Source organism: Vibrio sp. 10N.261.55.A7, assembly GCF_002877365.1.
Lineage (GTDB): Bacteria > Pseudomonadota > Gammaproteobacteria > Enterobacterales > Vibrionaceae > Vibrio.
Map to the genome: position 1 here is coordinate 20,038 of NZ_MCWZ01000294.1, position 26,755 is coordinate 46,792.

General features: G+C 44.6%; 23 protein-coding genes. 12 read left to right on the top strand and 11 right to left on the bottom strand.

Annotated features, from left to right (window positions below; translation table 11 throughout):
• The first annotated feature begins 246 nt into the window (after positions 1–246).
• On the top strand, positions 247–876 hold the full coding sequence (locus BCU12_RS15790; RefSeq protein WP_102405218.1) for a putative adhesin: 630 nt from the start codon (positions 247–249) through the stop codon (positions 874–876).
• A 394-nt stretch (positions 877–1,270) separates the two neighbouring features.
• Positions 1,271–2,140: a delta-class carbonic anhydrase gene (locus BCU12_RS15795; RefSeq protein WP_102405219.1), complete on the top strand. Its 870-nt coding sequence runs from the start codon at positions 1,271–1,273 to the stop codon at positions 2,138–2,140.
• A gap of 149 nt (positions 2,141–2,289) precedes the next feature.
• On the opposite strand, the gene BCU12_RS15800 is transcribed toward BCU12_RS15795, so the two are convergent.
• From BCU12_RS15800 to BCU12_RS15815, 4 genes are all read right to left on the bottom strand, one after another.
• Positions 2,290–2,877 (bottom strand): hypothetical protein, encoded by a 588-nt coding sequence (locus BCU12_RS15800; RefSeq protein WP_102405220.1) that lies wholly within the window; start codon positions 2,875–2,877, stop codon positions 2,290–2,292.
• Positions 2,878–2,930: 53 nt separating this feature from the next.
• On the bottom strand, positions 2,931–3,974 hold the full coding sequence (locus BCU12_RS15805) for a YHYH protein (RefSeq protein ID WP_102405221.1): 1,044 nt from the start codon (positions 3,972–3,974) through the stop codon (positions 2,931–2,933).
• Between the two features lie 6 nt (positions 3,975–3,980).
• Positions 3,981–4,661 carry a PEBP family protein gene (locus BCU12_RS15810; protein WP_102405222.1) on the bottom strand — a complete coding sequence of 227 codons (681 nt, stop codon included), beginning with the start codon at positions 4,659–4,661 and terminating at the stop codon, positions 3,981–3,983.
• A 180-nt stretch (positions 4,662–4,841) separates the two neighbouring features.
• Positions 4,842–5,405, bottom strand: coding sequence for an XRE family transcriptional regulator (locus BCU12_RS15815; RefSeq protein ID WP_102405223.1), 564 nt, complete (start codon positions 5,403–5,405; stop codon positions 4,842–4,844).
• Positions 5,406–5,493: 88 nt separating this feature from the next.
• Between BCU12_RS15815 and BCU12_RS15820 the strand changes: the two genes are divergently transcribed.
• The 4 genes from BCU12_RS15820 (at position 5,494) to BCU12_RS15835 (ending at position 10,647) form a co-directional block, all read left to right on the top strand.
• Positions 5,494–6,672, top strand: coding sequence for a benzoate/H(+) symporter BenE family transporter (locus BCU12_RS15820; protein WP_102405224.1), 1,179 nt, complete (start codon positions 5,494–5,496; stop codon positions 6,670–6,672).
• A 116-nt stretch (positions 6,673–6,788) separates the two neighbouring features.
• Positions 6,789–8,759, top strand: coding sequence for a methyl-accepting chemotaxis protein (locus BCU12_RS15825; RefSeq protein WP_102405251.1), 1,971 nt, complete (start codon positions 6,789–6,791; stop codon positions 8,757–8,759).
• A 36-nt stretch (positions 8,760–8,795) separates the two neighbouring features.
• Complete coding sequence (locus BCU12_RS15830) at positions 8,796–10,025, top strand: extracellular solute-binding protein (RefSeq protein WP_102405225.1); 1,230 nt, start codon at positions 8,796–8,798, stop codon at positions 10,023–10,025.
• Positions 10,026–10,170: 145 nt separating this feature from the next.
• Complete coding sequence (locus BCU12_RS15835; protein WP_102405252.1) at positions 10,171–10,647, top strand: peptide-methionine (S)-S-oxide reductase; 477 nt, start codon at positions 10,171–10,173, stop codon at positions 10,645–10,647.
• A 93-nt stretch (positions 10,648–10,740) separates the two neighbouring features.
• Here BCU12_RS15835 and BCU12_RS15840 read toward each other — a convergent pair whose 3' ends face one another.
• From BCU12_RS15840 to BCU12_RS15850, 3 genes are all read right to left on the bottom strand, one after another.
• Positions 10,741–11,106, bottom strand: coding sequence for an Mpo1-like protein (locus BCU12_RS15840; RefSeq protein ID WP_102405226.1), 366 nt, complete (start codon positions 11,104–11,106; stop codon positions 10,741–10,743).
• Complete coding sequence (locus BCU12_RS15845; RefSeq protein ID WP_102405227.1) at positions 11,096–11,953, bottom strand: NAD-dependent epimerase/dehydratase family protein; 858 nt, start codon at positions 11,951–11,953, stop codon at positions 11,096–11,098. Before BCU12_RS15845 ends, BCU12_RS15840 begins: the two co-directional genes overlap by 11 nt.
• 95 nt (positions 11,954–12,048) lie before the next feature.
• Positions 12,049–12,999 carry an AraC family transcriptional regulator gene (locus BCU12_RS15850; RefSeq protein WP_102405228.1) on the bottom strand — a complete coding sequence of 317 codons (951 nt, stop codon included), beginning with the start codon at positions 12,997–12,999 and terminating at the stop codon, positions 12,049–12,051.
• Between the two features lie 402 nt (positions 13,000–13,401).
• Here BCU12_RS15850 and BCU12_RS15855 point away from each other — a divergent pair, with 402 nt between their 5' ends.
• Positions 13,402–14,325, top strand: a complete 924-nt coding sequence (locus tag BCU12_RS15855) for a DMT family transporter (RefSeq protein ID WP_102405229.1) — start codon at positions 13,402–13,404, stop codon at positions 14,323–14,325.
• A 75-nt stretch (positions 14,326–14,400) separates the two neighbouring features.
• On the opposite strand, the gene gcvP is transcribed toward BCU12_RS15855, so the two are convergent.
• The 3 genes from gcvP to BCU12_RS15870 form a co-directional block, all read right to left on the bottom strand.
• The gene (gcvP, locus tag BCU12_RS15860) at positions 14,401–17,277 is read right to left on the bottom strand and encodes an aminomethyl-transferring glycine dehydrogenase (RefSeq protein WP_102405230.1); all 2,877 of its coding nucleotides are present in this window, start codon (positions 17,275–17,277) and stop codon (positions 14,401–14,403) included.
• 125 nt (positions 17,278–17,402) lie between these two features.
• On the bottom strand, positions 17,403–17,783 hold the full coding sequence (gcvH, locus tag BCU12_RS15865) for a glycine cleavage system protein GcvH (protein ID WP_102405231.1): 381 nt from the start codon (positions 17,781–17,783) through the stop codon (positions 17,403–17,405).
• A gap of 48 nt (positions 17,784–17,831) precedes the next feature.
• Entirely contained in the window at positions 17,832–19,127 is a 1,296-nt protein-coding gene (locus BCU12_RS15870; RefSeq protein WP_102405232.1) for a serine hydroxymethyltransferase, read from the bottom strand.
• A 385-nt stretch (positions 19,128–19,512) separates the two neighbouring features.
• On the opposite strand from BCU12_RS15870, the gene BCU12_RS15875 reads away from it, so the two are divergent.
• The 5 genes from BCU12_RS15875 (at position 19,513) to BCU12_RS15895 (ending at position 25,014) form a co-directional block, all read left to right on the top strand.
• Positions 19,513–20,136 (top strand): XRE family transcriptional regulator, encoded by a 624-nt coding sequence (locus tag BCU12_RS15875; RefSeq protein WP_102405233.1) that lies wholly within the window; start codon positions 19,513–19,515, stop codon positions 20,134–20,136.
• Between the two features lie 399 nt (positions 20,137–20,535).
• The gene (gene gcvT / locus BCU12_RS15880) at positions 20,536–21,669 is read left to right on the top strand and encodes a glycine cleavage system aminomethyltransferase GcvT (protein ID WP_102405234.1); all 1,134 of its coding nucleotides are present in this window, start codon (positions 20,536–20,538) and stop codon (positions 21,667–21,669) included.
• A gap of 139 nt (positions 21,670–21,808) precedes the next feature.
• Entirely contained in the window at positions 21,809–22,846 is a 1,038-nt protein-coding gene (locus BCU12_RS15885; protein ID WP_102405235.1) for a trypsin-like serine protease, read from the top strand.
• 208 nt (positions 22,847–23,054) lie between these two features.
• On the top strand, positions 23,055–23,729 hold the full coding sequence (locus BCU12_RS15890) for a response regulator transcription factor (protein WP_102405236.1): 675 nt from the start codon (positions 23,055–23,057) through the stop codon (positions 23,727–23,729).
• Positions 23,713–25,014: a HAMP domain-containing sensor histidine kinase gene (locus BCU12_RS15895; RefSeq protein WP_102405237.1), complete on the top strand. Its 1,302-nt coding sequence runs from the start codon at positions 23,713–23,715 to the stop codon at positions 25,012–25,014. The genes BCU12_RS15890 and BCU12_RS15895 overlap by 17 nt, the downstream gene beginning before the upstream one ends.
• Positions 25,015–25,134: 120 nt before the next feature.
• On the opposite strand, the gene nagE is transcribed toward BCU12_RS15895, so the two are convergent.
• The gene (nagE, locus tag BCU12_RS15900) at positions 25,135–26,619 is read right to left on the bottom strand and encodes an N-acetylglucosamine-specific PTS transporter subunit IIBC (protein ID WP_102405238.1); all 1,485 of its coding nucleotides are present in this window, start codon (positions 26,617–26,619) and stop codon (positions 25,135–25,137) included.
• Positions 26,620–26,755 lie beyond the last annotated feature (136 nt).

Below are 26,755 nucleotides of genomic sequence, written 5' to 3' on the forward strand. Positions count from 1 at the left end.
AAAAAACGAGAGACCCTGATCATTAGTTGCGTTGCTAGGTCGCTATAAGGAGGTATTGCCTTTATAGAACACCCTTCTTCTTGGATTCCACATCACAACTTTTATATGCAACGAAATGATTCGCCAGTTTGATGCCGCTGGTTACATATAATTAACAATCAATGAATTAGTAACCTTACACTAGGCTGTAGCGTGACGGGTAAGGTTGAGAACAATCAATAACGCAGATAAACAGGGACAGTGCATATGACGATGAAGGTACCAAAAGGGGCTATTTTTGCAAAACATGAAATTGGCAGACATCTCTACTTGTGGTCTAAGTCAAAAGGAAAGGCGACGTCAAAACACCTAATCATTAGCGCCCATGGATGCACGTCGAATAAGAAACCAATTAAGCTAAAGTACGGCCAGAATTTTTCTTTTTACTGTGAGCATGGCTTTACTCAAGGTGGTGCCATGGATATCAGAAAGTTAGCGTCAGGCTACGTTGAGCCAAGGCAGGTGATAAGCAATTCAGCATTGGACTATGATTATGTTCTTTCGAAGTATCAAAGCAGCACGGAGTCAGAAACCTATGCCTATATTGCAAAAGGGATGCATGATTTAGAAGCGTACTATCGTGATGTATTGAAGCTGGACGATGATACTGTGCAGAGCTTTTTAATGCAGCACAACGGCACTGTGCAAATGGATGTATTGACCATACGAAATCGCTCTTGTGGGACAGCACCCACTTTCTATGAAACGGTGAAAGCCGTGCAAGAGGCAGGGCTTAAATATGACCATATCCATTGCTCATTTTGTCGTGGATTTGCAGACAAACCGAACTCGGGTCAGCAAGAGCCTATCCCCCGTGGCACCTCAATTTTCGACTAAGAGTGACATTTTACTAAAGAGCGGACGGCCAGATGGTCGTCCTTATTGTTTGGACCGCTTTCGTTGACTATCAGGTTATGAGCGTTCGATTCCAAAGAACAATATTCTCTTGCAAGGAGTTACAACTGCTTTCGTAATCAGATGGATATTTAAACCATTGCGTTGGACTCCCTCACCGCCCATTACTAAGTTAGAAAAGGCTAGACTGGTCGATCGTGAAGTGACTAAGTAATTGAATTCATGCGATTGAATTTAAGCGGTTGAATATATAGGTAACGATGTTTTAGCCAACGGTATTGTTTACACGCTTGTTTTAGAGGGAACGACTGTCACCGAGAAGCGGCGAGTGAATAGAATACGTATCGAACAGACACAGATATTAATAGGGATAAGAATGAATAAAAGGATTTACACTGCGTGCACTTTGGTTGCACTGTCATCACTACTGGTGAACGCAAAATCGTCAGACAGCCAGACACACGCGCCGGTTTCAGACAAGGTTATTGCAGAGCAAAGAAAGGCGCTTGCGACGAACACCGATGGGAAAGGCTTTGGGCCGCAATCACCGCGAGATATCGACAACATCAGCGGAGAAAACTCTAGGATCTTCTCTGCAGCGCCAACTTCGACACAAATGAATTTGTGTAATATCCATTTCCACAAGAACGCGGAGCACAAAGGCGGGGAGTTTACGCTTTATGCGGGCAATGGAGATGGGCGTGGGTTTCAAAGTGGGTATCAGTATTCGGGTGAATTAACCCCAAGTGAGCTCACACCCATAGACAGCAAGATTTGCCCAAGTAATCATGGCGGGCTCGACGTGGGTGATACGATTGAAGTTCACTACGTATACTCAACTGCGCAGGTTGACCCTGGCGCGACACTTGGCGCTTGTTTAAACGATGCGATTGGCAATCCACAACTGCGCGTAGAGACTCAAGTATATGTTCTTATCAATGATCCTAGCGGGGCAGACTTTACAACATTGACGAAGCACCAAAATGTGGATGGATACCACCAAGCCATAAATATTCCGACGGACACCGGCTCACCCATTCAATATGCGGGTTCAACTACAGGGCCTAGCTACAATGAGGCGGGGTCGCCCTTTCAAGTGACTTGGAGCGTGCGCCCTGGGGTGAAGAAAGTGGACATTAAGACTGTCGGGCAATGGTGTGAAGGGAACGCTTTTAATGAGGATTATGGTCATGGTGTGAGAAACTTAGTGACTAACCCTAAACTGCTCTCTGATGCCGAACAATAAGCTATTTTCTGCAGACTAAAGACAGGCCTTGGCTTGTCTTTTTTATTTCGCAGTCTTATTACCAAGCAACCTATACGTAAGTGCTGATCAGTCAGTAAAACGTACAACTCAACGAACGACTCCTTTACACTTCAGATGAACTGACGCAATTAACGTGCATTGAGTGAAATATTTTGAGATTCACCTTGTGCTACGTTCTCGTATATTGGCTGGGCGACAGACAAGTGAACTTCTCCTAAAGAGTGAGGGAACGATATTTCCAACGAACTGACAGTCACAATAGCGTGCGAACCAGAGAATCGGAATTCTGTGCGATGACCAGGGTCTGTGTTGTCGTCTACAGCGGTTGTACTGAGGGAAATTCGAGTGTGATTCAACTGGATCTGACTCTCTTTTTCCAATAGTTGGGCGAGTCTGTCACTTAAAGCTGGGTCGTGAATATCTTCTTCCGTTAATAGGAGTGAATGTTCTCCCGTTAGCCACGCCTGATGATCTTGTAGGCGTGCCAGCCAGTTTTCCATATTTACGTATAGCCTAAGCTCAATTTGACCATCGCGTAATATGACTTGCGCGGCGGTTTGGTTGGGAGTGTGGGCGAACACATGATTTGAAGAAATCAGCCCGATAATGAGAAGGTGCAAGACAACAAGGTGACGAAGCCATAGAGTGTTCAGCATCTTTACTGGGTGTAAATATGAGATGGATTGCGCTAACTGCCTTATTCGGTGTGTTTTCATCCGTTGATTATCCTTAGTCTGTGTCCAATTTCTTTGCTGAAAATCGACGCTATTTATTGACGGCAAAACGTGCCAGTTTCCAGCTTCCCACCATTACTGATCGTTTTCTGCTTAAAATCGAAGCAGTGATTTCTGGTTTTAGAAGGCGTGTAACTAGAGAAGTACTCTGCTCCTTGGTAGCGATAGCGTAACGTGCGAGTGCCATTTTCATCTTCATAGTGGATTAAATCAGTGACTCCCTCTCTTGGGGGCTTGAGATCCGAGCGTGTTTTTGGCCCTTTAAGCGGAGCGACTCTTGGTAAAATAGAGCTATCTACCTCTCCGACCAAACATTGGATAATGTAGGGTGGGTTTGGCGAGGTATGGTAGCGATAACCGAACTGCTGATCTTCAATGCCATTACACACATCAAGAGTGCCTTGTGGAATATCAGACCCGTTCGGGTTGTTATCCGCAAATAAAGGGTAACCATCGTAGCCCCAACCGATGATGGGCTCATCAGCCTTGTTGTTCATGGTATTGATCATGCAAGTCGGTTTAGCGTGATAGTGATAATCGTCTCCTCGCCCAGCATGACCACCGCAGTCATCGAGTTGCCCGAGCTTAACCGTGTCTTTTTTTGCGTTGTAGCGCTCAACATCAAGCTCCCCTTGCGCCGAATAGTCGTAGATGGGCACGCCGTTTACTGCAATACCAAGTGCAGCGTCAATGGTGGTTATTTGAGAGGATAATTGTGGGTGAAGCTTAATTGGAGCGATGTAATTGAGTGCTGGCACGGGTATTTGTTCATTCGTACCCGTAATGCCATTCATGACATTGTGACTAGGGTAGGTGTCGGATTGAACGTAGGCATAGTCGTTGTCACAGACGACTGACACTTGGGTGAAACCAGAGTCGATAATAGACTGTTTCACACGCGTACATTCAATGCTTTCAATATGCGTTGAAGGTAAGCTGATTGACTGAGATGGTTTGCCGTTTTTATTTGGTGGTTTTTTCCCTCGATTCTCCTTTGCGTTAACGGTTACAGAGCATAGAGCTAACGAAAGCAACGTTGAAATGGTAATGACGGTCGAAAGATTTCTGGCAGTCTCCAAAGGTCATCACTCCTGAGCGCTCAGCGTGACTTTGCACAGAATCGTATTGTCCGATTCAATATCAGAAGTCCAGATGAATTGCGCACGCTTGTCCCATGTTATGCGGTCGTATCCATCCTTAGGTCTCACTTCCGATTTGGAGAATTGCTGTGCTTCAGGCCAATCACTGTAATCGAACGAATTGTTCTTCCACCCGTCAGGCTCAGGGGTTATGGCATTTTTGCATTCTTCGGAGGGACTTCTAGATTTTTCGCATTGTTTGTTGAGTGGAGCAATGTGCGTAGCAAGACATCGCCAATTGGTGTCGGACACCAAGAGTATCGACCCGTTTGTTACTTGTTTAAACTGAGCAATGAAACCACCATCGCCCATCTGTTGTTTACGACTTCCGATATATTCAAGGCCAGTGTCATTTTCTTTAAAATCTTTGATGATAAAGCTGAGTTCCATTGGTAATGCTGCGGAAAATTGAAAAGACTCTGCATTGAAAGACCGCTCCGTTGTTATCGAGACAGAGTCTTCCTTAATCAACGTGTCTTCATAATAAAGAGCAAACCAGTTATCCGCCCAGATGTCGGCTTGTATCTCAACGAGTTGTGCGGTGCCGCTTGCGGTAGAAAAAGGGGAAACTAAAAGAAGAACAAGGAAAAATATCGAATGAGTAAATGTTCGGGATTGTAGTGTCATGACGCCTATCTACTGCCTAGAAGTGTTTCATTGATAGTAGTTGGCAAATGGCAATTGTGCGAGAAAAGAGCAGGTTAGAGAGTGATAAACGATGTCAGTGAGAAGTGATGAGAGCTAGGAAAGCGGTATGCAATGTTTCCTATTACCGCTTCACGATGCTTCACTGAGTATTAGTTGGGATCAAACCTTGCTTGGATAATGTATGACATTGTGGAATACAGCGTTTTCTTGACCAGTATTCTTATACCCGTGAGGTTGATTAGCATTAAATCGAACGGCTTGTCCGGCGCTTAACGCGTGCCATTTCTCATCAAATAAAATCGACATTTCACCTGAGATACACATGATATGTTCTGTGACACCAAGGTTATGGGCTTCTGATTCATGTTGGTAGTTCGGTGCGAGGGTAAGTTCAAATATTTCAAACCCTAATGCTGGCTCGAACGGAAATAGCAGGCTCACGAAAAAGCCAACGTTGTACTCTTCTCGCCTTAACTGGTTGGCGTCTCTAAAAAGGCTGGTTAGCTCACTGTCGGTACTGACTGAAATAAAGTTGGAAAAGGAAACATCAAACCCTGACGCTATTTGCCAAAGCTTTGCCACAGTCGGGCTCGATTCGCCTCTTTCGATTTGACCGAGCATGGCCTTGCTGACCCCCGTCGCTTTCGCTGCTTTGTCGAGACTCCAACCCTTCTCTTTGCGTAAGCGTTTCAAATTATCGCTGACTCTAATTTCTGTTTCCATTTTTTCTCAATAAATAACTTGTGCGTTATAGCGCACAAATGCTAGGTTAATTGTATGGACGTTATAACGCACATTAAAGGAAATGAACATGACCAAGCTAAAGCTTTCACATATTAGTACCGGTTTTATTGCTGTTTTTATTGGCTATGCGAGTGCAGCCGCGATTATATTTCAGGCTGCAATGAGTGCCGGAGCAACAGATGAGCAGGTCGCTTCTTGGTTTTGGGCGTTAGGGATTGGTATGGGGGCGACGACAATATTGCTCTCATTACGATACAAGAAACCGATCATCACGGCATGGTCAACCCCGGGCGCCGCCCTGCTGATCACCTCTCTTGATGGTTTATCGATGAATCAGGCTGTGGCCGTTTTCTTGTTCAGTTCTTTGCTAATCACATTGGTGGGCTTAGCGGGTGTATTTGAGAAATTGCTCAAACAGATTCCGACCGCGATTGCCTCTGCAATGTTAGCGGGCGTCTTGTTACAGTTTGGGCTAGGCGTGTTCTCTTCTTTAATGCAGGAAACGCAAATCGTTCTAGTGATGCTAGCCATGTTTATTTTAGCGAAAACTTGGCTGAAGAATTTACTGATTCCGAGCATTTTTATTGTTGCTCTTTTGATGTGTGCAAACATGGGGAAACTGAACGTGAGTGACGTTGTATTCGGTCTGACAACGCCAGTGTTTATTGCCCCTGACTTCGAACTATTCTCATTGCTCAGCGTAGGGATTCCACTCTTTATTGTGACTATGGCGTCGCAGAATCTTCCTGGTTTTGCTGTGCTGAAAGCAAATGGCTATCAGGTGGATTCTTCAAAAATCATTACCACAACAGGGGTGACTGGGCTGTTACTGGCACCATTTGGTGGATTTGCGTTCAATCTTGCCGCGATTACTGGGGCAATTTGCATGGGGCCAAATGCGGATGAAGATCCTAAAACACGCTATATGGCAGGTGTCGCCATGGGAGTGTTCTATCTACTAGCAGGAATTATGGGGATGTCGTTTGTCTCTTTATTTAGTGCGGTGCCATCAGCGATAGTGATCACGGTTGCTGGCCTTGCCGTGATGCCAACGCTGTTGAATTGTCTATCGGTGTCGATGGCGGACAGCCAATTCCGAGAGCCCGCACTGTTTACGTTTCTGTTCACGGCATCAGGCATCGATTTGCTTGGTATTGGTAGTGCATTTTGGGGGCTATGTTTGGGACTACTTTGCTGCGGATTCAATGGGCTACAAAGTGGGCGAGTGGTATATAAAATCCGATAAGCGAAATGAAATGGATGACGGCAGTTCAATAAAAATAAGAGAAATCGCCAAATAAATGTGACCTACATTCAATACTCGTCTACTTTTATTGATAGTGTATGCATTGGGGATTGGGAATGAAGTTCAGTATTGTCCAGCGAATCATTGGTGGCTACCTAATCATGTTTCTACTGCTTGCATTACTTGGGGGCAGTAGTTACCTAAAACTCGTGTTGGTGGATTCCCATGTTCAGCAAATTACAGATCGCGCAACGCCATTGCTTGCTGAAACTTCCCAGCTTCAAATTACACTCCTCAAGAGTCAACGAAGTCTCCTAGAGTTTATAACTTATTCAGACGTAGAAGCGCTTCCGCCAATTCAATCAGCTTTCCGCAATCAAAAAGATGAATTCCTTTCGAAACTTGAAAGCATTCGTACTGCGACCGAACAAAACAGTCAAGTCAATGAGATTGCTCATTTGTCAGAAACGTATTTTTCTGTTGCTGAGCGCGTTATGAGCCAACACGTTCAATCGATCGAACTTAACCAGCTACTAAACGAAGCCAGATCAGTATTTGTAAAATATGAAGACGCTTTTCAAAAGGTGACATTACTTTTACTTGATAAAGTAAGCGACAGTCGATCTCAAAGTAACAAGGTTGATCGATTAACCAGTGGAGTTCAGAGAGATTTAAGAACGTTACGCGCTGCCAGTCCTGATATGGACTTGAATAAGCTCGTTGAGACATTTACCAATAACGTAGGTCGCGCTAAAGAAGGGATAGGGAAAATTAAAGTCAGTCAAGGTGTTATTGCTCGTTTTGAAAAAACGGTGGCGAAATTGGAAGATGCAGGTGTTTCTGATAAAGGAATGCTGCCATTGATGATTCGACATCAACAACTGCAATCGGAGATTAGAAATTTAATTCAACAAGCGCAGGAAAATACTCGTTCAATGGAAACCGCCGTTGATCAGTTAGCGACATTGGCGCTTGAAGAAGTGGACTCTTCTAGCTTGGTTGCAACCGAATCTGTTCGCGAAGCAGAAAGAATGATCATATTAATGACGTTGCTCTCTGCTTTAGTCGCCGCCGCAATTGGTTACCTAACATCGAAAGCGATTCATAAACCATTGAGCTTGATAAATAGGGTTCTTCGGAAAATGACACAAGGGGACATGACTCATCATGTAAATTACCAATCAAGTTGTGAATTTGGTGAACTCTCTAATTCCATCGACCAACTTGTATCAGAAATGAAAAACGTACTTTCTCAGATTAACACTGGCTCAGACAGTTTGGCTGAGGAAGCACAAAATGCTTCCAATATCAGCGATACCACAATGTCGAGGGTTTCCAAGCAGAAACAACAAATTGAACTGGTTGCAGCGGCTATTTCGCAGATGGAAGTGAGTGTGTCTGAAGTATTCAGATCAACCGAGCAGTCGCAAGTGGAAGTTGAAAGTGCGAACACTAGTACGCAACGAAGCCGAGATCAAGTAGCAAGCAGTTTGATCTTAGTTGAAGAATTATTTGATTCGATCAATGACGCAGTGGATATCGCCCATAAGCTTGAAGAATTTAGCAACAATATTGGCAGTATCCTAGATGTTATTCGAGGTATCGCTGAACAAACCAATTTACTAGCCTTAAATGCTGCGATTGAAGCTGCGCGAGCCGGTGAGCATGGACGGGGTTTTGCTGTCGTTGCTGATGAAGTAAGAACATTGGCAAACCGGACTCAAAAATCGACCGTGGAAATTCAAACGATGATAGAACGATTGCAAGAAAGCTCAGAACAAGTCGTTCAAGTGATGAATACCAGTCAAGACAAAACAAAAGAGTGTGTGAATCAAAGCCGGGTGACGGATGAAACACTCAAATCGGTGGCTGAACGTATGGAGTCCATTAATGAAATGAGTATGCAAGTTTCTCATGCCTCTGAAGAGCAAATTACAGTAAGTAAAGACATAGCCAGAACCATTAATGAAATTTCTGAAGTGGCGATTGAAACTGAAAACGAGGCAAGAGGAGCGTCTTCAGTCAGTGATGTATTGGCGCAACTTGCGCAACAACAACGGACTCTTGTCCATAAATTTAAGCTCTAGACGAGAGCTGTTGAGAATTAAAAGGTAGGGAGTGTTATGAGATATTTTGTGAAAATAGGCCTGTTCCTAGTGATGTTCTTTTCTGCAGCCGTTCATAGTGGAACGTTGGTCATAGAAAGCTGGCGAGAAGACGGCGCCATCTGGAATGAAAAAATCATACCTGCGTTTAATGCTAAGCACCCTGAGGTTAAAGTTGAGTATCGGCATACCGTCGCGACAGATTATAATGACCAGTTAAACAGTCGACTAGCGGCAGGCAATGCAGGGGATATCATCACATGTCGTCCCTTCGATGATTCGTTAAAATTGTTTGAAGCTGGAAACCTTGTCGACTTAACGGATGTTGATGGAATGGAGAATTTTCCATCTTTTGCACAATCAGCATGGCAAACGGATGATGGAGCTGTAACGTTTTGCTTGCCTTTAGCGTCTGTGATACATGGCTTTTTTTACAATAAAACCATTTTTTCAGAACTTGGTATTACAGAACCCAAAACGGTAGATGAGTTTTTTGCCGCATTAGAAAAGGTAAATGGCAGTGGCAAGTATGTGCCCTTAGCAATGGGGACCAATGATAAATGGGAAGCCGCTACAATGGGCTTTCAAAATGTAGGTCCCAATTATTGGAATGGTGAGGACGGACGTTTCTCTCTGATTTCAGGTCAAGGGAAACTGTCGTCGCCTGAATATACCGCCGTTTTTGAACAATTAAGCCGTTGGGGGGCGTATATGGGTGAAGGCTATCAAACGCGTGGGTATGGTGATTCTATTGAGATGTTTGGCAGCGGAAAAGCTGCTGTCTATCCTGCAGGATCGTGGGATATCTCAGCATTTAATAGTAAAATTGATCTTGGTGTATTTAGACCGCCCGTTGCAAATAGTGGAGATGACTGTTTTATCAGTGACCACACCGACATAGGAATCGGTATTAATGCCAATGGAAAAAATCAAGCAGAAGCACTGACATTCATTAATTGGATGGCGAGCGAAGAATTTGCTGGTATCTTTACTAATGCATTACCTGGATTCTTCTCATTATCAAATCATTTTATCGATGTGGTTGATCCGACGGCAAATGCGATGATAGCTTGGCGAGACGAGTGTGATTCCACAATTCGAAATTCCTATCAAATATTGAATCGAGGTGAACCAAGTTTAGAGTTAGAAATTTGGGAAACCAGTGTAGGGGTTATAAATGGGGCGATGGCTCCTCAAGATGCCGCTGACCGTTTACAACAAGGGCTTGAGGCGTGGTACAAGCCTTAGACTAAAATCCAACGGTAGAACGGGATAAAGTGATGACAGAGTGTCATCACTTTTTGTTTATAGGTTACAGAAAATGTCGGCGTACATCGGAAAGTTTTTTCGTTCAGTTGATACTGTTCACATCCAAATTAATGAAAGGTTTTATATGGAAGAAATCGTGTTTGCTGGTGGTTGCCTTTGGGGCGTTCAAGAGTTTTTGAGGCATCTGCCCGGTGTAATCTCGACGGAGGCGGGCCGAGCCAACGGTAAATCTGATACGACCGAAGGAGATTACGACGGTTACGCTGAATGTGTAAAAACGCAGTTTGATCCTAAGCGTGTATCGGTAGAGCAACTGATGGATTATCTATTTGAAATCATTGACCCGTTTAGTGTAAACCAGCAAGGGGAAGACGTTGGCGAGAAGTATCGAACTGGGGTCTATAGTACAAATGTAGAGCATCTAGAGATCGCAAAAAACTTCATTAACGGACAGGTAAACAGTGCGCAAATTGCGGTGGAGGTGCTGCCACTGACGAACTACGTGAAGAGTGATGAGGAGCATCAAGACCGCCTAACGCTTCGGCCAAATGATTATTGTCATATTCCTCTCAACCTTCTTCATAAATACAAACAAGGGTAACGGAGCGCTCAGTGTACAGAGACTGCTAGGCTTTTGGTTTCCTTTAAGTGGACTTCAAAACCTGGCAGCAATGATACAATCAATGATAACGCGTTAAAGCCTGTTGTTTTTATCCACATTTCTATTTAAGTGATTAAGGCTGCTCACCCAAATGAATTTTGGGAAAGTAATGAATTGCTCAAAGCATAACCGAAGAACAAAGTTGCTTACGCCTGTGAATTTTTCCGGAGGCAAACGTTCTTTTTTATGGCCAATGGCTTGTAAGATAATGGAAAGTAATAACGCGCCTATTGCCCCAAGCGAAATAGGTAAGTTCATCAAAAACAGACCGAAGATTAATGATACAGACGCGCAGATAAACATTGGTACAGCGACCAAGTGAATGGCAAGATTAACCTTCGAACAATGATATTGATGATAGCCTTGCCACTGCCAGTTCAGCAATTCGTTACACTTCATCAGCGATCTCCGTAAAGACAGGCTCCCAGCCTAAGTCTGTTTTGGCTTTTTGATTACGGAATGTTTGTGTTAACCCGTAGCCTTCGGCCCAACTACCGTAACGCTCAACCCATTCTTGGATAGGTACAACTTGTGCTTTTTTGTCGGTAATTTTCTTCGCCAAAGAAGCAACACTGACCGATTCGATCCCCGCACCAATGTATTCATGCCCATTTATGCCTTGCTCAAGCACGAGTCGATACAGGGTGGCAAGATCGGTTCGTTCTATCAAAGACCAGTCAAGATTAAATGAGTTTGGAATGGTGACCGAACCCATTTGTTCTAACTCCCAACGCAGTATATCGGGAATAAACTGCTCTTCTTGTTTTACGACATTCGCGGGACTGATCACTCTACAGTCGATATTGTTCTGCTGATTAAGGAAATCGATACCATCGACCATCCATTGAAAATCTGCAACGGAGTGTTTAGCGTCATTTTCAGTAATGGGTAGAGAATGATTGCCATAGGCCCAGCAGCCACAGGTATAGATCATAACAAGTGGATTTGATCGGGATTCAGAATAACGCGCAATGCTGGAAGTGAGGTGCTGGTCAACCTGGGCCATATCCTCGCCAAAACCACAGGCAAGGTGAATAATGGCATCAAACTGATCGAGCTTTGAAACCCATAATTCAGGCTGGTTAATATCTCCCGCGACGACCTCGGCTCCAACAGCTTCCAAGGCCGCTGCACTTTTTTCACTGCGCGCCAGCCCTGCAACTTGATATTGGTGAGTGATCAATTCATTGACGACCGCTGTGCCAATGTTCCCCGTTGCGCCTGTAATCAGTACTCGTTTAGACATAGTCTGTTCCTTATGGTCATTGATTGAATGACCATAATATGTGTACTTAATGATGAATAGAGCGCAGGGGTAACAAAGGTTTTACTGTCGATAAATCAAGATTTTTCGTCGATTTCAAGCCGGTATTGCTGAGCGTATTGCTTGGGAGTACAGCGATGAAATTGTTTGAAATTACGGATGAAAACGTCTGCAGATTGAAATCCCACTCTTTCTGCGATGCGCTTTATAGAGGCATTGCCATTTGCGAGGAATTGAGCAGCGATGAAGCATCGCCATTGTCGCAAGAACAATAGGGGCGTGGTGCCTGTTAACACTTTAAATCGCTCAGAAAAAACGGAACGAGACATGGCCGCAATATCAGCAAGTTCAGCCACGGTCCAATCTTTAGAGTATTGCTCTTGAATAGCGAGAATAACCGGCGCTAAGCGTTCATTACCTAATGCAATCATCCAACTCGGGTTGTGGTTAAACTGCTGTAAATTACGTAGCATTTCCAACAATAAAAGGTGCATTAAATGATCGAGAGCGAGGGTTTGGCCGGCGATTCTCTGATTATTCTCTTGGTACAACCAAAGTAACAAATGCGCGAGCCGGCTATTTTTTGGAGCATCGACAACGAACAAACTGGGCAAGCTTCCTATCAACGAGTCTTCCCCCCAATACTGGATGGGCGCAAAGTTAAACGTGCCACATAGCATGAGGCATTGCTCACCATCTCCTCCTATCACCATGCTTTCTATCTCATGAACGGATTTACCTGAGAAGATTTGGTCGGCAGGCATACAGTGAACGCTCTGTTCACTTTTGATTTGGTGCGCATGACCGTAAGGCAAAATCACCACCTGGCCGGATGACACGGTAACGGGTGGCTGCCCATCTATTTCGACGATGCAAATTCCTTCTTGCACATAGCTAAAATAAGCCGAATTCAAATGCGTTTCACTGATACCCCAAGGGGCACGGAGCTCTACTTGAGCAAATACTTCGCTTGATGGGTCAAGCTGTGTCACAAACCGGCTAAGGGCATCGCTAGGTGTTGACATCATCGTTGCTGTGAGTCCCTGAATAGATTGATCGTGTTAATGAGTTGATGTCTATATTCATTGAATAATGAATGGGAATCAATGCCTTTATGAGACGAAAATAGCCCCATAACGATTGTGAGAATAGGGTGAAAACACGGGGTCGATTCTTTTCGATAATTGAATTCATCGCTTTGGATTTTGACCTAATCACTTTAATGATCTATAGACTCAAACGCTTCAAACGCGGCGTGACCACACAATGCAATCAACGACAGGAACACAGCAGAGTCAGCGAAATTCTACTTTTTAAGGCAAATCAATCGCATTGCGATCGCTAGCCTGTGAGTTACCCGATGATTTCATTTACTCAGTTCCATTATTATCACAGCTATTAACACTTCTTTCACATAGCGTGGTTTCAGTATGACATCGGGTATTAATACCTCTATGACGGCTCGAGTTTGGGGCATGTTGATTTTGCTTTCAGTGCTTTGGGGGGGCTCGTTCTATTTTGTTGGTGTTGTTGTGAATGAACTTCCACCTCTGACTATTGTAACGCTTCGAGTTGGAATGGCGGCGATAGCGTTGTGGGTGTTCGCGTTCATCGTTGGCATTAAATTTCCCAAAGATCTAAAGATTTGGGCAGCATTTTTAGGCATGGGCGTGTTAAACAATGTGATTCCATTTACTCTTATTGTGCTAGGGCAGACTCAAATTGCATCGGGATTAGCGTCTATTCTTAACGCCTCTACACCTATATTTGCTGTGGTGGTGGCTGGTTTATTATTGCCTGACGAACGTGTGACGCCATTAAAGCTTGTTGGTGTCGTTGTCGGATTTGTTGGTGTGGTTGTGATGATTGGATTACCAGCGCTAAGCGGGCAGGGTAATCTGATGGCGCAACTGGCGATAATCTGTGCGGCGTTGTCATACTCGTTTGCGGGCGTGTTTGGGCGCCGGTTTAAAACCATGGGTATTAATCCAATCTTGACCGCAGCGGGGCAGGTTACGGCGTCTACGTTAATTCTTATTCCCATCACGTTGACGATTGATGGGCAATTAGATTTTTCAACGGTAAGTACGCAAACATGGGTTTCTATGACAGCGCTTGCGGTGTTTTCGACGGCTGCCGCCTATGTACTTTATTTTAGAATTTTGGAAGTCGCAGGTGCGACGAATGTGCTGTTAGTCACTTTACTTGTTCCAGTCTCGGCGATTTTGCTCGGTTCGATGTTTCTTAATGAATCGCTTCAATTGATTCATTTCTTTGGTATGACATTAATTGCGTTGGGGTTATCCGCGATTGACGGGCGTTTGTGGAAGCGGCGAGAAGTGATAGAAAGCTAAGGGCTGATTATTCAATAGAAAAGGCGAACCATCATGGCTCGCCTTTTGTTTATGTTTAACTTGAGTTGCTATTGATTACTGGTAGTGGTCAATACTTGGGCAAGAACAAATTAGGTTGCGGTCACCATGAACGTTATCGACACGGTTCACTGTTGGCCAGTATTTAGACTGCTTCGTTGCCCATGATGGGAAACAAGCGAGTTCACGAGAGTAAGGTCGATCCCACTCATCGCTCGACAGGTCAACTTGTGTGTGCGGTGCGTTCACAAGTGGGTTGTTATCCAGTGGCCATTTACCGTCTTTAACGGCACTCATCTCGTGGCGAATCGCAATCATTGCTTCGCAGAAACGATCTAGTTCTTCAAGATCTTCTGACTCCGTAGGTTCAACCATCAATGTGCCTGCAACAGGGAACGACATGGTTGGCGCGTGGAAGCCATAGTCCATTAGACGCTTAGCAATATCTTCTTCGCTGATGCCCGTTTCTTCTTTAAGTGGACGAATATCGATAATACATTCGTGCGCCACGCGGCCATTAGAGCCACGGTAAAGAACAGGGTAGTGCGGGCGAAGCATTTCCATTACGTAGTTCGCGTTTAGAATTGCGACCTTTGTTGCTTCTGTTAAACCAGGTTCACCCATCATAGCAATGTAAGCCCATGAAATAGGAAGGATAGAAGCACTGCCTAAATCAGCGGCAGAAACCGCGTAATCCGTACCTTGAGAGCCATTTTCAATGTGGCCAGGAAGGAAAGGTGCAAGGTGCGATTTAACTCCGATTGGACCCATACCCGGACCACCGCCACCGTGTGGAATACAGAACGTTTTGTGCAGGTTAAGGTGAGAGACATCTGAGCCAATAAAGCCTGGCGAAGTCAAACCAACCTGCGCATTCATGTTTGCACCGTCAAGGTAAACTTGGCCACCAGCCTCATGAACCATTTCACACACTTCTTTCACTTGTTCTTCATAGACGCCGTGCGTCGATGGGTAAGTGATCATGATGCTTGAAAGGTTCTCACAGTGTTTTTCAATTTTAGCAGCTAGGTCAGTCATATCGATGTTGCCATCGTCATCACACTTAACGACAACAACTTTCATTGAAACCATAGAAGCCGTTGCTGGGTTCGTACCGTGAGCAGAGCTTGGGATCAGACACACGTTTCGGTGACCTTCGCCACGGCTTGCGTGGTAGCGCTGAATCGCAATGAGACCTGCGTATTCACCAGAAGCACCAGAGTTAGGCTGAAGTGAGAAATCGTCGTAACCGGTGATTTCACATAGCTTCTCTTTAAGATCTTGTGCAAGAGCTGTGTAACCCGCTGCTTGGTCAAGTGGCGCGAATGGGTGGATTTCACCAAACTCAGGCCAAGTGACAGGAATCATTTCTGCAACAGCGTTCAGCTTCATCGTACAGCTGCCCAGTGGAATCATACCGTGAGTCAGTGAGAAATCTTTATTCTCTAGCTGTTTCAGGTAACGCATCATCTGCGTTTCACTGTGGTGCGTGTTGAATACTGGGTGCGTTAGGTACTTCGATTCACGACGGCAGTTTTCTGGAATGGCGGCAAATTCGTTTGCTGCGATTTCAACAGACAGTGCGTTCACATCTTCATTGACGCTGAAGATAGAGAATAGATCGTTCACGTCACCAATCGTTGTTGTTTCATCAAGGCTGATACCCAGTTGGCTCGGAAGCTTACGTAGGTTGATGTCAGCAGCTTGAGCTTTTGCGTAAAGTGCGTCGGTTTGGTCACCAGTGTTCAACGTAATTGTATCGAAGAAGCTGTTGTGCGCTAACTCGTAGCCAGATTTGTTAAGACCAGAGGCAAGAATGGCTGTCATATGGTGAGTGCGACGAGCAATAGTACGCAGACCTTCAGCGCCGTGATACACCGCGTAGAAAGAAGCCATGTTCGCTAGTAGAGCTTGCGCAGTACAGATGTTCGACGTTGCTTTTTCGCGGCGGATGTGCTGCTCACGCGTTTGCATTGCCATGCGAAGGGCTTGGTTGCCTTTTGAGTCAACAGAGACACCAATAATACGACCTGGCATCGTACGCTTGTGCTTGTTGCGAGTGGCCATAAATGCCGCGTGAGGGCCGCCGTAACCCATTGGAACACCAAAGCGTTGAGACGAACCGATAACAACGTCTGCGCCCATTTCACCTGCTGGTTTAAGCAAAGTGGAAGCGAGTAGGTCGGTAACCACAGTCACGAGTGTTTTGTTCGCTTGTGCTTTAGCAATTAGATCGGTGAGGTCTTGAACTTGACCTGTTGTGCTTGGGTATTGAACCAAGGCACCGAACACGTCTTGCTCTGGTAAAGATTCTAATGCGCCAACTAAGACTTCAAATCCAATGTACTCTGCGCGAGTTTTGACAACTTCTAGCGTCTGTGGATGAACATCGTCGGCAACAAAGAAGACTTTGCTTTTGCTTTTGCCTGCGCGCTTACAAAGCGTCATCGCTTCGCCCGCGGCGGTGGCTTCATCAAGCAGTGATGCGTTAGCAATGTCCATTGCCGTTAGATCCATCACCATTTGTTGGAAATTCAGTAGAGCTTCTAATCGGCCTTGTGAGATTTCAGGCTGATAAGGCGTGTACGCTGTGTACCAACCTGGATTTTCTAGGACGTTACGCAGAATAACGTTTGGCGTGAAGGTGTTGTAATAACCTTGGCCGATAAAGGTACGCTTAACTTGGTTCTTGTTCGCGAATTCTTTCATCGCAACCAACATGTCTGTTTCGCTTTTTGGCGCTTCTAGCGTCATTGGTTTTTCAACGCGAATTTGTGCTGGGACGGTTTCGTCAATAAGAGAGTCAAGGCTAGCCGCGTTAATCGCTTCTAACATCTTCTGCTGGTCGACTTTGTTTGGACCGTTGTGACGTGCAACAAATTCGTTTTGTGTGCCCAGATCTGCAAGTAATGGGCTGTGAAGTAATTCAGTCATTGTTCCTTTACCTTTCTCTATCAGATGGCGCGCCTTCACTATTGAAGTCTTGTGTTTAAGGTCCATCTTGAAAAAAAGCTGCCCTTGTCGAATAACATCAGGGCAGCTTTAATTTATTTTCCTAATTACTCGTCTTCAATTGAGTTTAGGTATTCTTCAGCATCTTTAAGATTATCAAGCTCTGATGGGTCAGAAAGTTTTACTTTTACAATCCAGCCGCCTTCGTAAGATTCTTCGTTAATCAACTCTGGGCTGTCTTCAAGCTCTTCGTTGATTTCAACAATCTCACCCGTTACTGGTGCATAAATGTCTGACGCTGCTTTTACAGACTCAACCAAAGAGAAGCTTTCACCTGCTTCAATTTCGTCTTCAACTTCTGGTAAGTCGACAAACACGACATCGCCTAGCATCTCTTGAGCGTGCTCAGAAATACCGATCGTTACTGTACCGTCGCCATTGTCTTTAACCCACTCGTGGCTATCTGCAAACTTCAGTGTGTTATCCATTGCTTAATCTCCAAAAATAACTATTAGTTTTAAAATGTGGTTCAATTCTTATTGGTACAGTGGAAAGCGAGCGCAAAGTGTTTTCACTTGTTTACGCACACGCTGTTCGACTTCAGCGTTACCTTCAGGGCTTTCTACAAGGCCATCCAATACATCGCCAATCCACTCACCGATGAGTTTAAATTCTTCACTGCCGAAACCGCGACTGGTTCCTGCTGGTGTACCCAAACGAATACCCGATGTAATCATAGGTTTTTCTGTGTCAAATGGAATGCCATTTTTGTTACATGTGATCCCTGCACGCTCTAAAGCTTCTTCCGCTTTGTTTCCTTTCAGGCCTTTGGGACGTAAATCCACCAGCATTAGGTGAGTATCAGTGCCACCTGTCACGATGTCACAGCCACGCGATTGTAATACTTCAGCCAGTACTTTTGCATTGGTGATAACAGAATCAATGTACGTTGAGAACTCAGGGCCTAATGCTTCACCGAATGCGACTGCTTTTGCTGCGATGACGTGCATGAGTGGGCCACCTTGAAGGCCAGGGAAGACCGCAGAGTTGATCTTCTTATTGATCGCTTCATCGTTGGTTAGAATCATGCCGCCGCGAGGGCCACGCAGTGTTTTATGCGTTGTTGTGGTCACAACGTGTGCGTGAGGAAGTGGGCTTGGGTGAGCGCCTGTCGCAATTAGGCCTGCGATGTGAGCCATATCAACCATAAGGATGGCATCGACTTCATCAGCAATCGCACGGAACTTAGCAAAATCGATAGTGCGTGGAATCGCAGAGCCACCTGCGATGATCATCTTTGGCTTGTGCTCTTTTGCCAGTTCGAGAACGGCGTCGTAATCAATTTCTAGTGTTTCACGGTCAACACCATATTGAATCGCATTGAACCACTTACCAGACATAGCCGGACGTGCACCGTGAGTAAGATGCCCACCTGCGTCTAGAGACATGCCTAGAATGGTGTCACCTGGATGAAGAAGTGCTAACTTAACGGCACCGTTCGCTTGTGCGCCAGAGTGAGGCTGAACGTTCACGTACTCACAGTTGAAGAGTTTTTTGGCGCGCTCAATAGCGATTGCTTCGACTGTATCAACGTGTTCACAGCCACCGTAGTAGCGGCGACCTGGATAACCTTCCGCATATTTATTCGTTAAACATGTGCCTTGGGCCTGCATGACCGCTTTAGAAACGATGTTCTCAGAAGCGATAAGCTCGATCTGTTCATTTTGGCGCGTGTTTTCAGCCTGAATACCTGCAAATACGGCATCATCAGTCGCACCAAGATTGGTTGTAAAGAAACTGTCTAGGCTGTGGTTCGAGTACGTTTTGTTCATGGCAGAGGTCTTCCAATTCTATAGCAAGCTTGCGTTATTGTTGTTGCTTGCTCATTCTTTCGTTTGTAACTGCTATACCATCTAAGTCGTTTCACTTGATGCTATGACAGCGCGAATATGTCCCTAAAATGGGTAAAATTGATTTGTGCTTTCGTCATGAAAACCAGACTTTGCCAAATCAAAAACTGCATCTCTTCATCTAACAAGTCGATAACATACCTCTAGCACGAAGAACAATCAATCAAAAATTTCCTATAGGAAACCTGGTTTCCAATTCTGTTACCAAGAGCACGCTTTATTTCTCACCTTGGTCTTTAATAAAAAGGCGGCTTCATGCAACAATGAATATTCACAGACAGGAAGTATAATTAGTAGAGGGACAAGCATGTCTGAAGACATCTATGACGAGTACCCATCTTTAACGTTGGCTAAAGAATCAGCGGACCAGAACATTGAGCCTTTGAAGCTTGGTGAACGAATTAAAGACATTCGAGCTAAGCTAGGTATTACCTTAGAAGAAGCGAGCCAAAGAACGGGGTTAGCACGTTCAACGCTGAGCAAAATAGAGAACGAACAGATCTCTCCCACCTTCCAAGCGATGCAAAAACTGGCCGTTGGCTTGCAAATAAATATGCCGCAACTCTTTGAGCCACCAAGGAAAAAGGTGGCAACAGGTCGCAGGGATATTTCTCGTTCAGGCGAAGGGAAAGCCCATCCAACGCCGACGTATGAACACGAATTGCTCGCCACGCAACTGTCTAATAAAAAGATGATGCCATTTAAAAGTCGAGTGCACGCGCGTAATTTTGACGAGTACGCTGATTGGGTAAGACACGATGGCGAAGAGTTTTTACTCATCTTATCTGGTGATGTTCTGTTCTATTCTGAGTTCTATGAACCTGTCGCTATGAGCGAAGGTGATAGCGTTTATTACGATGCGAATATGGGGCATATGTTGGTTTCCACGAGTAAAGAAGACGCACATATTTTGTGGGTGACGGCGAAATAATAGCCTGTTAAATGGACTGAGAATTTTTTCTCATCATTTCCTATAGTGAAAGCAATCGTTTTCTATTTGATGAATTTAAGAATGAGCGCGACTATTTGATCCGGTATGGGTCAGATAGTCGCTTTTTATTTGCCTGCAATATTGTAATTAGTTTGTTAAATGTCACACTTTGAGCTGTGTGAAAGTTGTTAAAGCTGGAAATGCTGCCATGCTTGTTTATTATAGGAAACAAGATTTCCCGCTGTTCATGTGTGGACAGTGGAAAGCTCACTGGCATATCAGTTATTAATGAATAGCCTCATAGCGGTATAAATTCTGGCTACATTAATAGAGTGTCACTCACACACTATCATTTAGATACTATCTAGAGACATGATGTCTGGCATCACGGAGAAGAAAATGACTCAAGAACAATTGAATCAAGAACTGCTAAAGACCCCACTGCATGCACTGCATGTAGAAGTAGGCGCAAAAATGGTCCCGTTTGCTGGGTACGATATGCCAGTTCAATACCCGTTGGGGGTTAAAAAAGAGCATTTGCATACTCGTGATGCGGCAGGTTTATTCGATGTCTCTCACATGGGCCAACTTCGCCTGCACGGAGAAGGAGCGGCGGCATTTTTGGAATCGCTTGTTCCTGTCGATATTATCGACTTGCCTAAAGGCAATCAGCGCTACGCGTTCTTCACCAATGAACAAGGCGGCATCATGGATGATTTGATGGTTGCTAACTTAGGTGATCATCTATTCGTTGTAGTGAATGCAGCGTGTAAAGAGCAAGACATCACGCATTTACAAGCTCATCTGCCATCAGAGGTTGAGCTAGAGATCATTGAAGACCGCGCTCTATTAGCATTACAAGGGCCAAAAGCGGTGAGCGTACTGTCACAACTTCAACCTGCAGTGGCAGACATGGTTTTCATGGACGTGAGAACATTAGACGTTGACGGCGTTGAGTGTATTGTCAGCCGCAGTGGTTATACGGGTGAAGATGGTTACGAAATCTCTGTGCCATCTGAGCATGCAGAAGCTTTGGCTCGTAAACTGACTTCTTTTGAGGAAGTTGAGTGGATTGGTCTTGGTGCTCGTGATTCATTACGTCTTGAATGCGGTCTATGCTTGTATGGTCATGATCTTGATGCAACCACGACACCAGTAGAAGCAAGTCTATTGTGGGGCATTCAAAAAGTTCGTCGTACCGATGGCGAACGCGCCGGTGGTTTCCCTGGAGCCGACATCATTTTGAACCAGATCATTACTAAAGATGTGACTCGCAAGCGCGTTGGTTTAATTGGCCAAACAAAAGCGCCAGTTCGAGAAGGAGCTGAGCTGTTTGATGCCGAAGACAATAAAGTGGGCATTGTAACGAGCGGTACTGCAGGCCCAAATGCAGGTAAGCCAGTATCAATGGCTTATGTACGAGCTGACCTGATGGCTGTTGGGACTGAGCTGTTTGCGGAAGTACGTGGCAAGAAACTGCCAATGACGGTTGAAAAAATGCCATTTGTTCCTCAACGTTACTATCGTGGGTAGTTTATACTCAGTGTAGAGAATTGATGATAAAAACCCTCATTCTGAGGGTTTTTTGTTATTAGTGTTTTTTCAGTACACGTACTTGGGTACTATAGGGAAATATTCACTAAAACTATGTTTTGTTAAGAAGGATTGCTTGATGAACAAAAACCGAATTTTCTTAAGTGGCTTATTGTTGGGCTGTGCTTCGATTAGTTTTAATACCACTGCAACAGATGTAACTAGCTACATTGTTAATGGTTCAAATGCGTCTGTGACCGAGTTTCCTTCAATCGCTACCTTGTTTTATGATCGTATAAATTATGATGGTGTTTATGGTGTAGGGAGCTTCTGCGGTGGTACGTTATTGAATGAACAATATGTTTTGACGGCGGCCCACTGCCTTTTTGATGATGGCAAATTCGATGAAAGCAAGGCACTGTTTATATCGGTTGTCCCTCAACTCGAAGATGAGAGTGATTTTCCAAATGGTAATATTCAGAGAATAATGGCGGAAGAGTTCTATTACCATCCTAGCTACAACAATTCGTCGTTAGTTAACGATATTGCGATTATTAAGCTCGCTTCTCCTTATAATATCAATGCAGCTAGTGATGCTATTCAACGTCCAGCGGACGAAACATATCGAAATGCAGCGAACACTTTTAAGGCTTTAGGGCATGGGAGAACAACGGATTCATCTAACCCGGTTGGCCCCCTATTAGAAACGACACTGACGTATGAAACGAATGCTGTGTGTGATAGTTTCTTTGCAGCAGATATTCAAAATAGCCATTTGTGTTTTAGTGGTACCTACAATGCGACTTCTGGTTTGAATAATAGTACCTGTAATGGTGACTCCGGCGGCCCTGTTTATTGGGAACGTGGTGCAAATGATTGGGTGCAGGTTGGTGTTACAAGCTTTGGGCCGACCAGTTGCGGTACCGGAACGATCACTTCGGTATTCACTGAGATCTATGATTTTGGTACTAACGGTGACGGCTGGATTGATAATGTACTAGCGAGTAATGTGGCAGCTAATTACATCGCAACCGATGCTAAGCGTAGTTCCGCGTTAAGCCCCTCAACATCGGGAAGTTCTGGCTCAAGTTCAAGCGGCGGTGCATTAGGTTGGTTTACTTTATTTATCATGTCTCTTTTGTTGGGCTCTCGCCAAAAGATCTTACGAAATAGTTAATTGGCAGCTATTTACAATCGAACATTAACTATTCTTAATGTTCTAATAATCAAACCTTCATCCTAGGTTTGTCATACTGTCTGGGTCTTAACAGACACGAAGCGGTTTACCCCCTAAACCGTTATGGCTCGCATTAGTCACGCGAGCCATTTTTATATCTGCCTTCTACCGAATACGATAAGCGTTCTTACACGAACTGGGAGATCTAGTGAAAATCCTGATCATTGAAGACGACTTAACCACGCGAGAGTTCATTGCTAAAGGTTTGAAAGAGCACGGCTACTCTGTTGATGAAGCCTCAGATGGTAAACAAGGCTTAATGATGGCATTAAGCAGTGAGTATCATTTGGTCGTGCTGGACAGAATGTTGCCTTATTTAGATGGGATGAAAGTGCTGTCGGCAATCAAAGCAACCCTTGAAGATCTCCCGGTCTTATTTCTCAGTGCCATGGACAGTGTGGAAGATCGCGTTATTGGATTACAAGCTGGGAGTGATGATTATCTGATTAAGCCGTTCGCCTTGGCAGAGTTGGTTGCACGTGTGGATATCATCATTAATCGTACTCAGCGGTTAGAGCCCATTCAGAACGTCCTTAGCTACGATTGTCTAAAGGTGGACCTAAAAGCGCATCGCGTAACTTGTCATGATCACGAACTGTCGCTTCAACCTAAAGAGTTTCAACTTCTTCAATATTTTGTCGAGCATAACGAACAGGTTGTCTCTAGGATGCGATTGTTTGAGAGCATTTGGAGCTACCACTTCGACCCGAAAACCAATGTTATCGATGTTCACATGGCCAATCTGAGAAGAAAGCTTGAAAGTGCTGGGTGCAATGACTTACTGCATACGGTGAGAGGGGCAGGGTATGTCCTTCGTCGATGATTACACGTTAACTCGTTCGTCTATATTCAAAACGTTAGTCTGTCTTTTTGTATTGATTGCGGTGATTAACATAGTGGTACTTCGGCAGGTGTACATAGATTCAGATACCTTTCATCGGCAGCAGTTAACCAAGCAGCTTAATGATGAAATATTAGAGTTTCGTTTTGTGGCCAAGCAAGGGAAAGGGGAAGTTGAACGCTTACTGAAAACGAAGCAGATGACCAACACGCCATTCTACTTTTATTTACACGAACAAATAGACCCCGTCTACAGTGTACAAACCTATCCTGTGATTACGTTGCCCATGAATCGAAGCACCTTCATTCCTGTCGATGATAATCATCATATTGAGATAGGGATTGATGTAAAAAGCGTTGAAGCATTTCGCCAGTCTCTTATTCCAATGGTGTTGTCAGGTATCATTCTTCCCGTTGCTATCATGCTCATCGCAGCCCTTTTTTTTACCGTTGTTTTTTTAAAACGTATTGAGGTGATCAACAAAGCGATGAATCGAGTGCTTTGTGGCGAGCGCGATGTAAAGATAGCCGTGACGGCGCAAGATGATGAGTTTGACGTTATCGCGATCCACCTTAATTTCATGATTGAGCAAATGGCGCTTAATGAGGCGTCTTTAAAATCATTGACGGTTGGGATGGCGCACGATATGCGAACTCCGATGGCGCGATTAAAGCTCAGGCTAGAAGATATGTTAGCTCAATCTGATATTACTGAGCGCCAACAAGACCAAATATCCCAATGCCATGATGAATTGGAGCTCATTTTATCGTCGTTTAACAGCATGTTAGAAATAGCGAAGCTAAACAGTGGCCAGTTAACGATAGAAACAGAACATGTCAATCTAGGGATGATCGCCATGGATGCGATGGAGTTTATTTCTCCCGTTGCTGAGCAAAAGTGTTTAACACTGTCGTTTCGGGAAGATCAGAGGTGCACTGTTGTGGGTGATCGTTCATTGTTGTTTCGCGCAGTATTCAACTTGATTGAGAATTCCGTAAAGTACACGCCAGAAAACGGCAATGTTGAAGTTGTCATTGATCATTTTGGAGTGGTTGTTTCGGACTCCGGTATCGGTATTTCGGATGCAGATAAACTGAATGTTTGCCGTCCTATGTATCGGGCTGATAAGAGCCGAAGCGAACAAGGAAATGGCCTAGGATTGTCTTTAGTTGATGCAGTCGTTAAGAGACATAATGCCTCTCTAATTTTCAGAGATAATAACCCAGGGCTGAGAACAAGAATCTACTTTGATCGCGAGGCATGTTGATATTGTTTCTTTTTGGGTCGGGCGGGGGAAGTTCTGGCGGTTTCAATATCGTTTTGACTAACTGACAGATGCTTTGGACAAAAAGCCGAAAGGGTGGTTTCGGCTTTTTATTTTAGGTGGCTAGGATTGTACTGGTATGTTTTCTCCCGATTGACCGCCATTAGCTGGAATTTGCTTCATTGCATGGGCTATTTGTTCCGCTTCTGTACCGACAATGACCTGTAGGTTGTTACTGCCAATTTTGACGACACCCAAAGCACCTATTGCTTTCAGTGTTTTTTCATCCGCAATCGACACATCCTTTAGTGTTAATCTCAAACGAGTAATACAAGAATCAATGCTACTGATGTTTGCGTGACCGCCCAATGCGTCGAGGTATTGTGAAGCTTTAATATCTGACGTAACGGCTTCTACTTCAGTGGTCTCATCGTCTTCACGACCTGGCGTTTTTAGATCGAACTTTACAATCGCGAATCGGAATACGGAGTAGTAAAGCGCTGCAAAGCATAGACCTTGAACAATAAGCATGTAAGGTTTCATGGCTAAAGGTAGATTGAAAGACAGAACAAAGTCGATTAACCCACCGCTGAACGTAAAGCCAGCAATCCACTGCATGCTCGCGGCAATGTAAAGCGATAGAGCGGTAAGCAGAGCGTGAATAACGTATAGAACAGGCGCGACAAACATGAACGCAAATTCTATAGGTTCTGTTACACCCGTTAAAATAGCGGTAAACGCTGAAGCACCTAAAATACCGCCTACTTTTTTCTTGTTCTCTGGCTTTGCACAGTGATACATCGCAAGACAAGCGGCAGGTAAACCGTAGCCCATGACCGGGAAAAATCCGCCTTGATACATACCCGTGATACCAAGCTCACCGGTACCCGACCAGAATTTAGAAATATCATTAATACCCACGAGATCGAAGATGAATACTTGGTTTAACGCATGATGCAGGCCAACAGGAATCAATAAACGGTTGAAGAAGCCATACAGACCAGCACCAGTCGCGCCTAGCTCAGAGATTGCGATACCAAAGTTAACTAACGATCCATAAACGACAGGCCAAATGTAAACCATCGCTAAGCTGACCGTAATCGCTGCCAGTGATGTGATGATAGGGACAAATCGACGACCGCCAAAGAACCCGAGAACGGCTGGCAATTGAATGGTGTGGAAACGGTTGTAAAGTGTCGCAGCAATAATGCCCATCATAATGCCAGTAAAGGCGCTCACGGCGGCGCCTGACGCGATTACCTGTGCTTCACTCATTTGGTCAACGGGAACACCTGTTATCTGAGAGATAACATTAATGTTGCCAACAATCATCTCGATGATGAGCAGCCCGAGAAGGCCGGATAGAGCAGCGGCGCCATTATTATCTTTTGCCAATCCATAAGCGACACCAACAGCAAATAACCACGCTTGGTTATCCATTATCCCTTTACCACCGTATACCAATATGGTGGCGAGAGCGCTGTTTGCTCCCCAGCCTGAAGGGTCAATGGCATAACCTAGTCCTAGCATCAAGCCGCCGGCAGGTAACACGGCAATAGGCACCATGAGTGCTTTACCGATTTTTTGTAAATATCCTAGTATGTTCACCTTAAGTTCCTCTATTTATTGTAATTTACCCCATTAGAGTAAATGGGTGAGGATTAAGAGAGCGTTTTGCTTTCATTAAGAATTCTTAATGTTGTTCTTCTGAATTTATAAGCGTCAGGTTTAACAGAGTCAGGTT

Coding starts and splice junctions, on each gene's coding strand:
- BCU12_RS15790 (WP_102405218.1), top strand. CDS start 247: ATGACGATGAAGGTACCAAAAGGGGCTATTTTTGCAAAACATGAAATT.
- BCU12_RS15795 (WP_102405219.1), top strand. CDS start 1,271: ATGAATAAAAGGATTTACACTGCGTGCACTTTGGTTGCACTGTCATCA.
- BCU12_RS15800 (WP_102405220.1), bottom strand. CDS start 2,877: ATGAAAACACACCGAATAAGGCAGTTAGCGCAATCCATCTCATATTTA.
- BCU12_RS15810 (WP_102405222.1), bottom strand. CDS start 4,661: ATGACACTACAATCCCGAACATTTACTCATTCGATATTTTTCCTTGTT.
- BCU12_RS15815 (WP_102405223.1), bottom strand. CDS start 5,405: ATGGAAACAGAAATTAGAGTCAGCGATAATTTGAAACGCTTACGCAAA.
- BCU12_RS15820 (WP_102405224.1), top strand. CDS start 5,494: ATGACCAAGCTAAAGCTTTCACATATTAGTACCGGTTTTATTGCTGTT.
- BCU12_RS15825 (WP_102405251.1), top strand. CDS start 6,789: ATGAAGTTCAGTATTGTCCAGCGAATCATTGGTGGCTACCTAATCATG.
- BCU12_RS15830 (WP_102405225.1), top strand. CDS start 8,796: ATGAGATATTTTGTGAAAATAGGCCTGTTCCTAGTGATGTTCTTTTCT.
- BCU12_RS15835 (WP_102405252.1), top strand. CDS start 10,171: ATGGAAGAAATCGTGTTTGCTGGTGGTTGCCTTTGGGGCGTTCAAGAG.
- BCU12_RS15840 (WP_102405226.1), bottom strand. CDS start 11,106: ATGAAGTGTAACGAATTGCTGAACTGGCAGTGGCAAGGCTATCATCAA.
- BCU12_RS15845 (WP_102405227.1), bottom strand. CDS start 11,953: ATGTCTAAACGAGTACTGATTACAGGCGCAACGGGGAACATTGGCACA.
- BCU12_RS15850 (WP_102405228.1), bottom strand. CDS start 12,999: ATGATGTCAACACCTAGCGATGCCCTTAGCCGGTTTGTGACACAGCTT.
- BCU12_RS15855 (WP_102405229.1), top strand. CDS start 13,402: ATGACATCGGGTATTAATACCTCTATGACGGCTCGAGTTTGGGGCATG.
- gcvP (WP_102405230.1), bottom strand. CDS start 17,277: ATGACTGAATTACTTCACAGCCCATTACTTGCAGATCTGGGCACACAA.
- gcvH (WP_102405231.1), bottom strand. CDS start 17,783: ATGGATAACACACTGAAGTTTGCAGATAGCCACGAGTGGGTTAAAGAC.
- BCU12_RS15870 (WP_102405232.1), bottom strand. CDS start 19,127: ATGAACAAAACGTACTCGAACCACAGCCTAGACAGTTTCTTTACAACC.
- BCU12_RS15875 (WP_102405233.1), top strand. CDS start 19,513: ATGTCTGAAGACATCTATGACGAGTACCCATCTTTAACGTTGGCTAAA.
- gcvT (WP_102405234.1), top strand. CDS start 20,536: ATGACTCAAGAACAATTGAATCAAGAACTGCTAAAGACCCCACTGCAT.
- BCU12_RS15885 (WP_102405235.1), top strand. CDS start 21,809: ATGAACAAAAACCGAATTTTCTTAAGTGGCTTATTGTTGGGCTGTGCT.
- BCU12_RS15895 (WP_102405237.1), top strand. CDS start 23,713: ATGTCCTTCGTCGATGATTACACGTTAACTCGTTCGTCTATATTCAAA.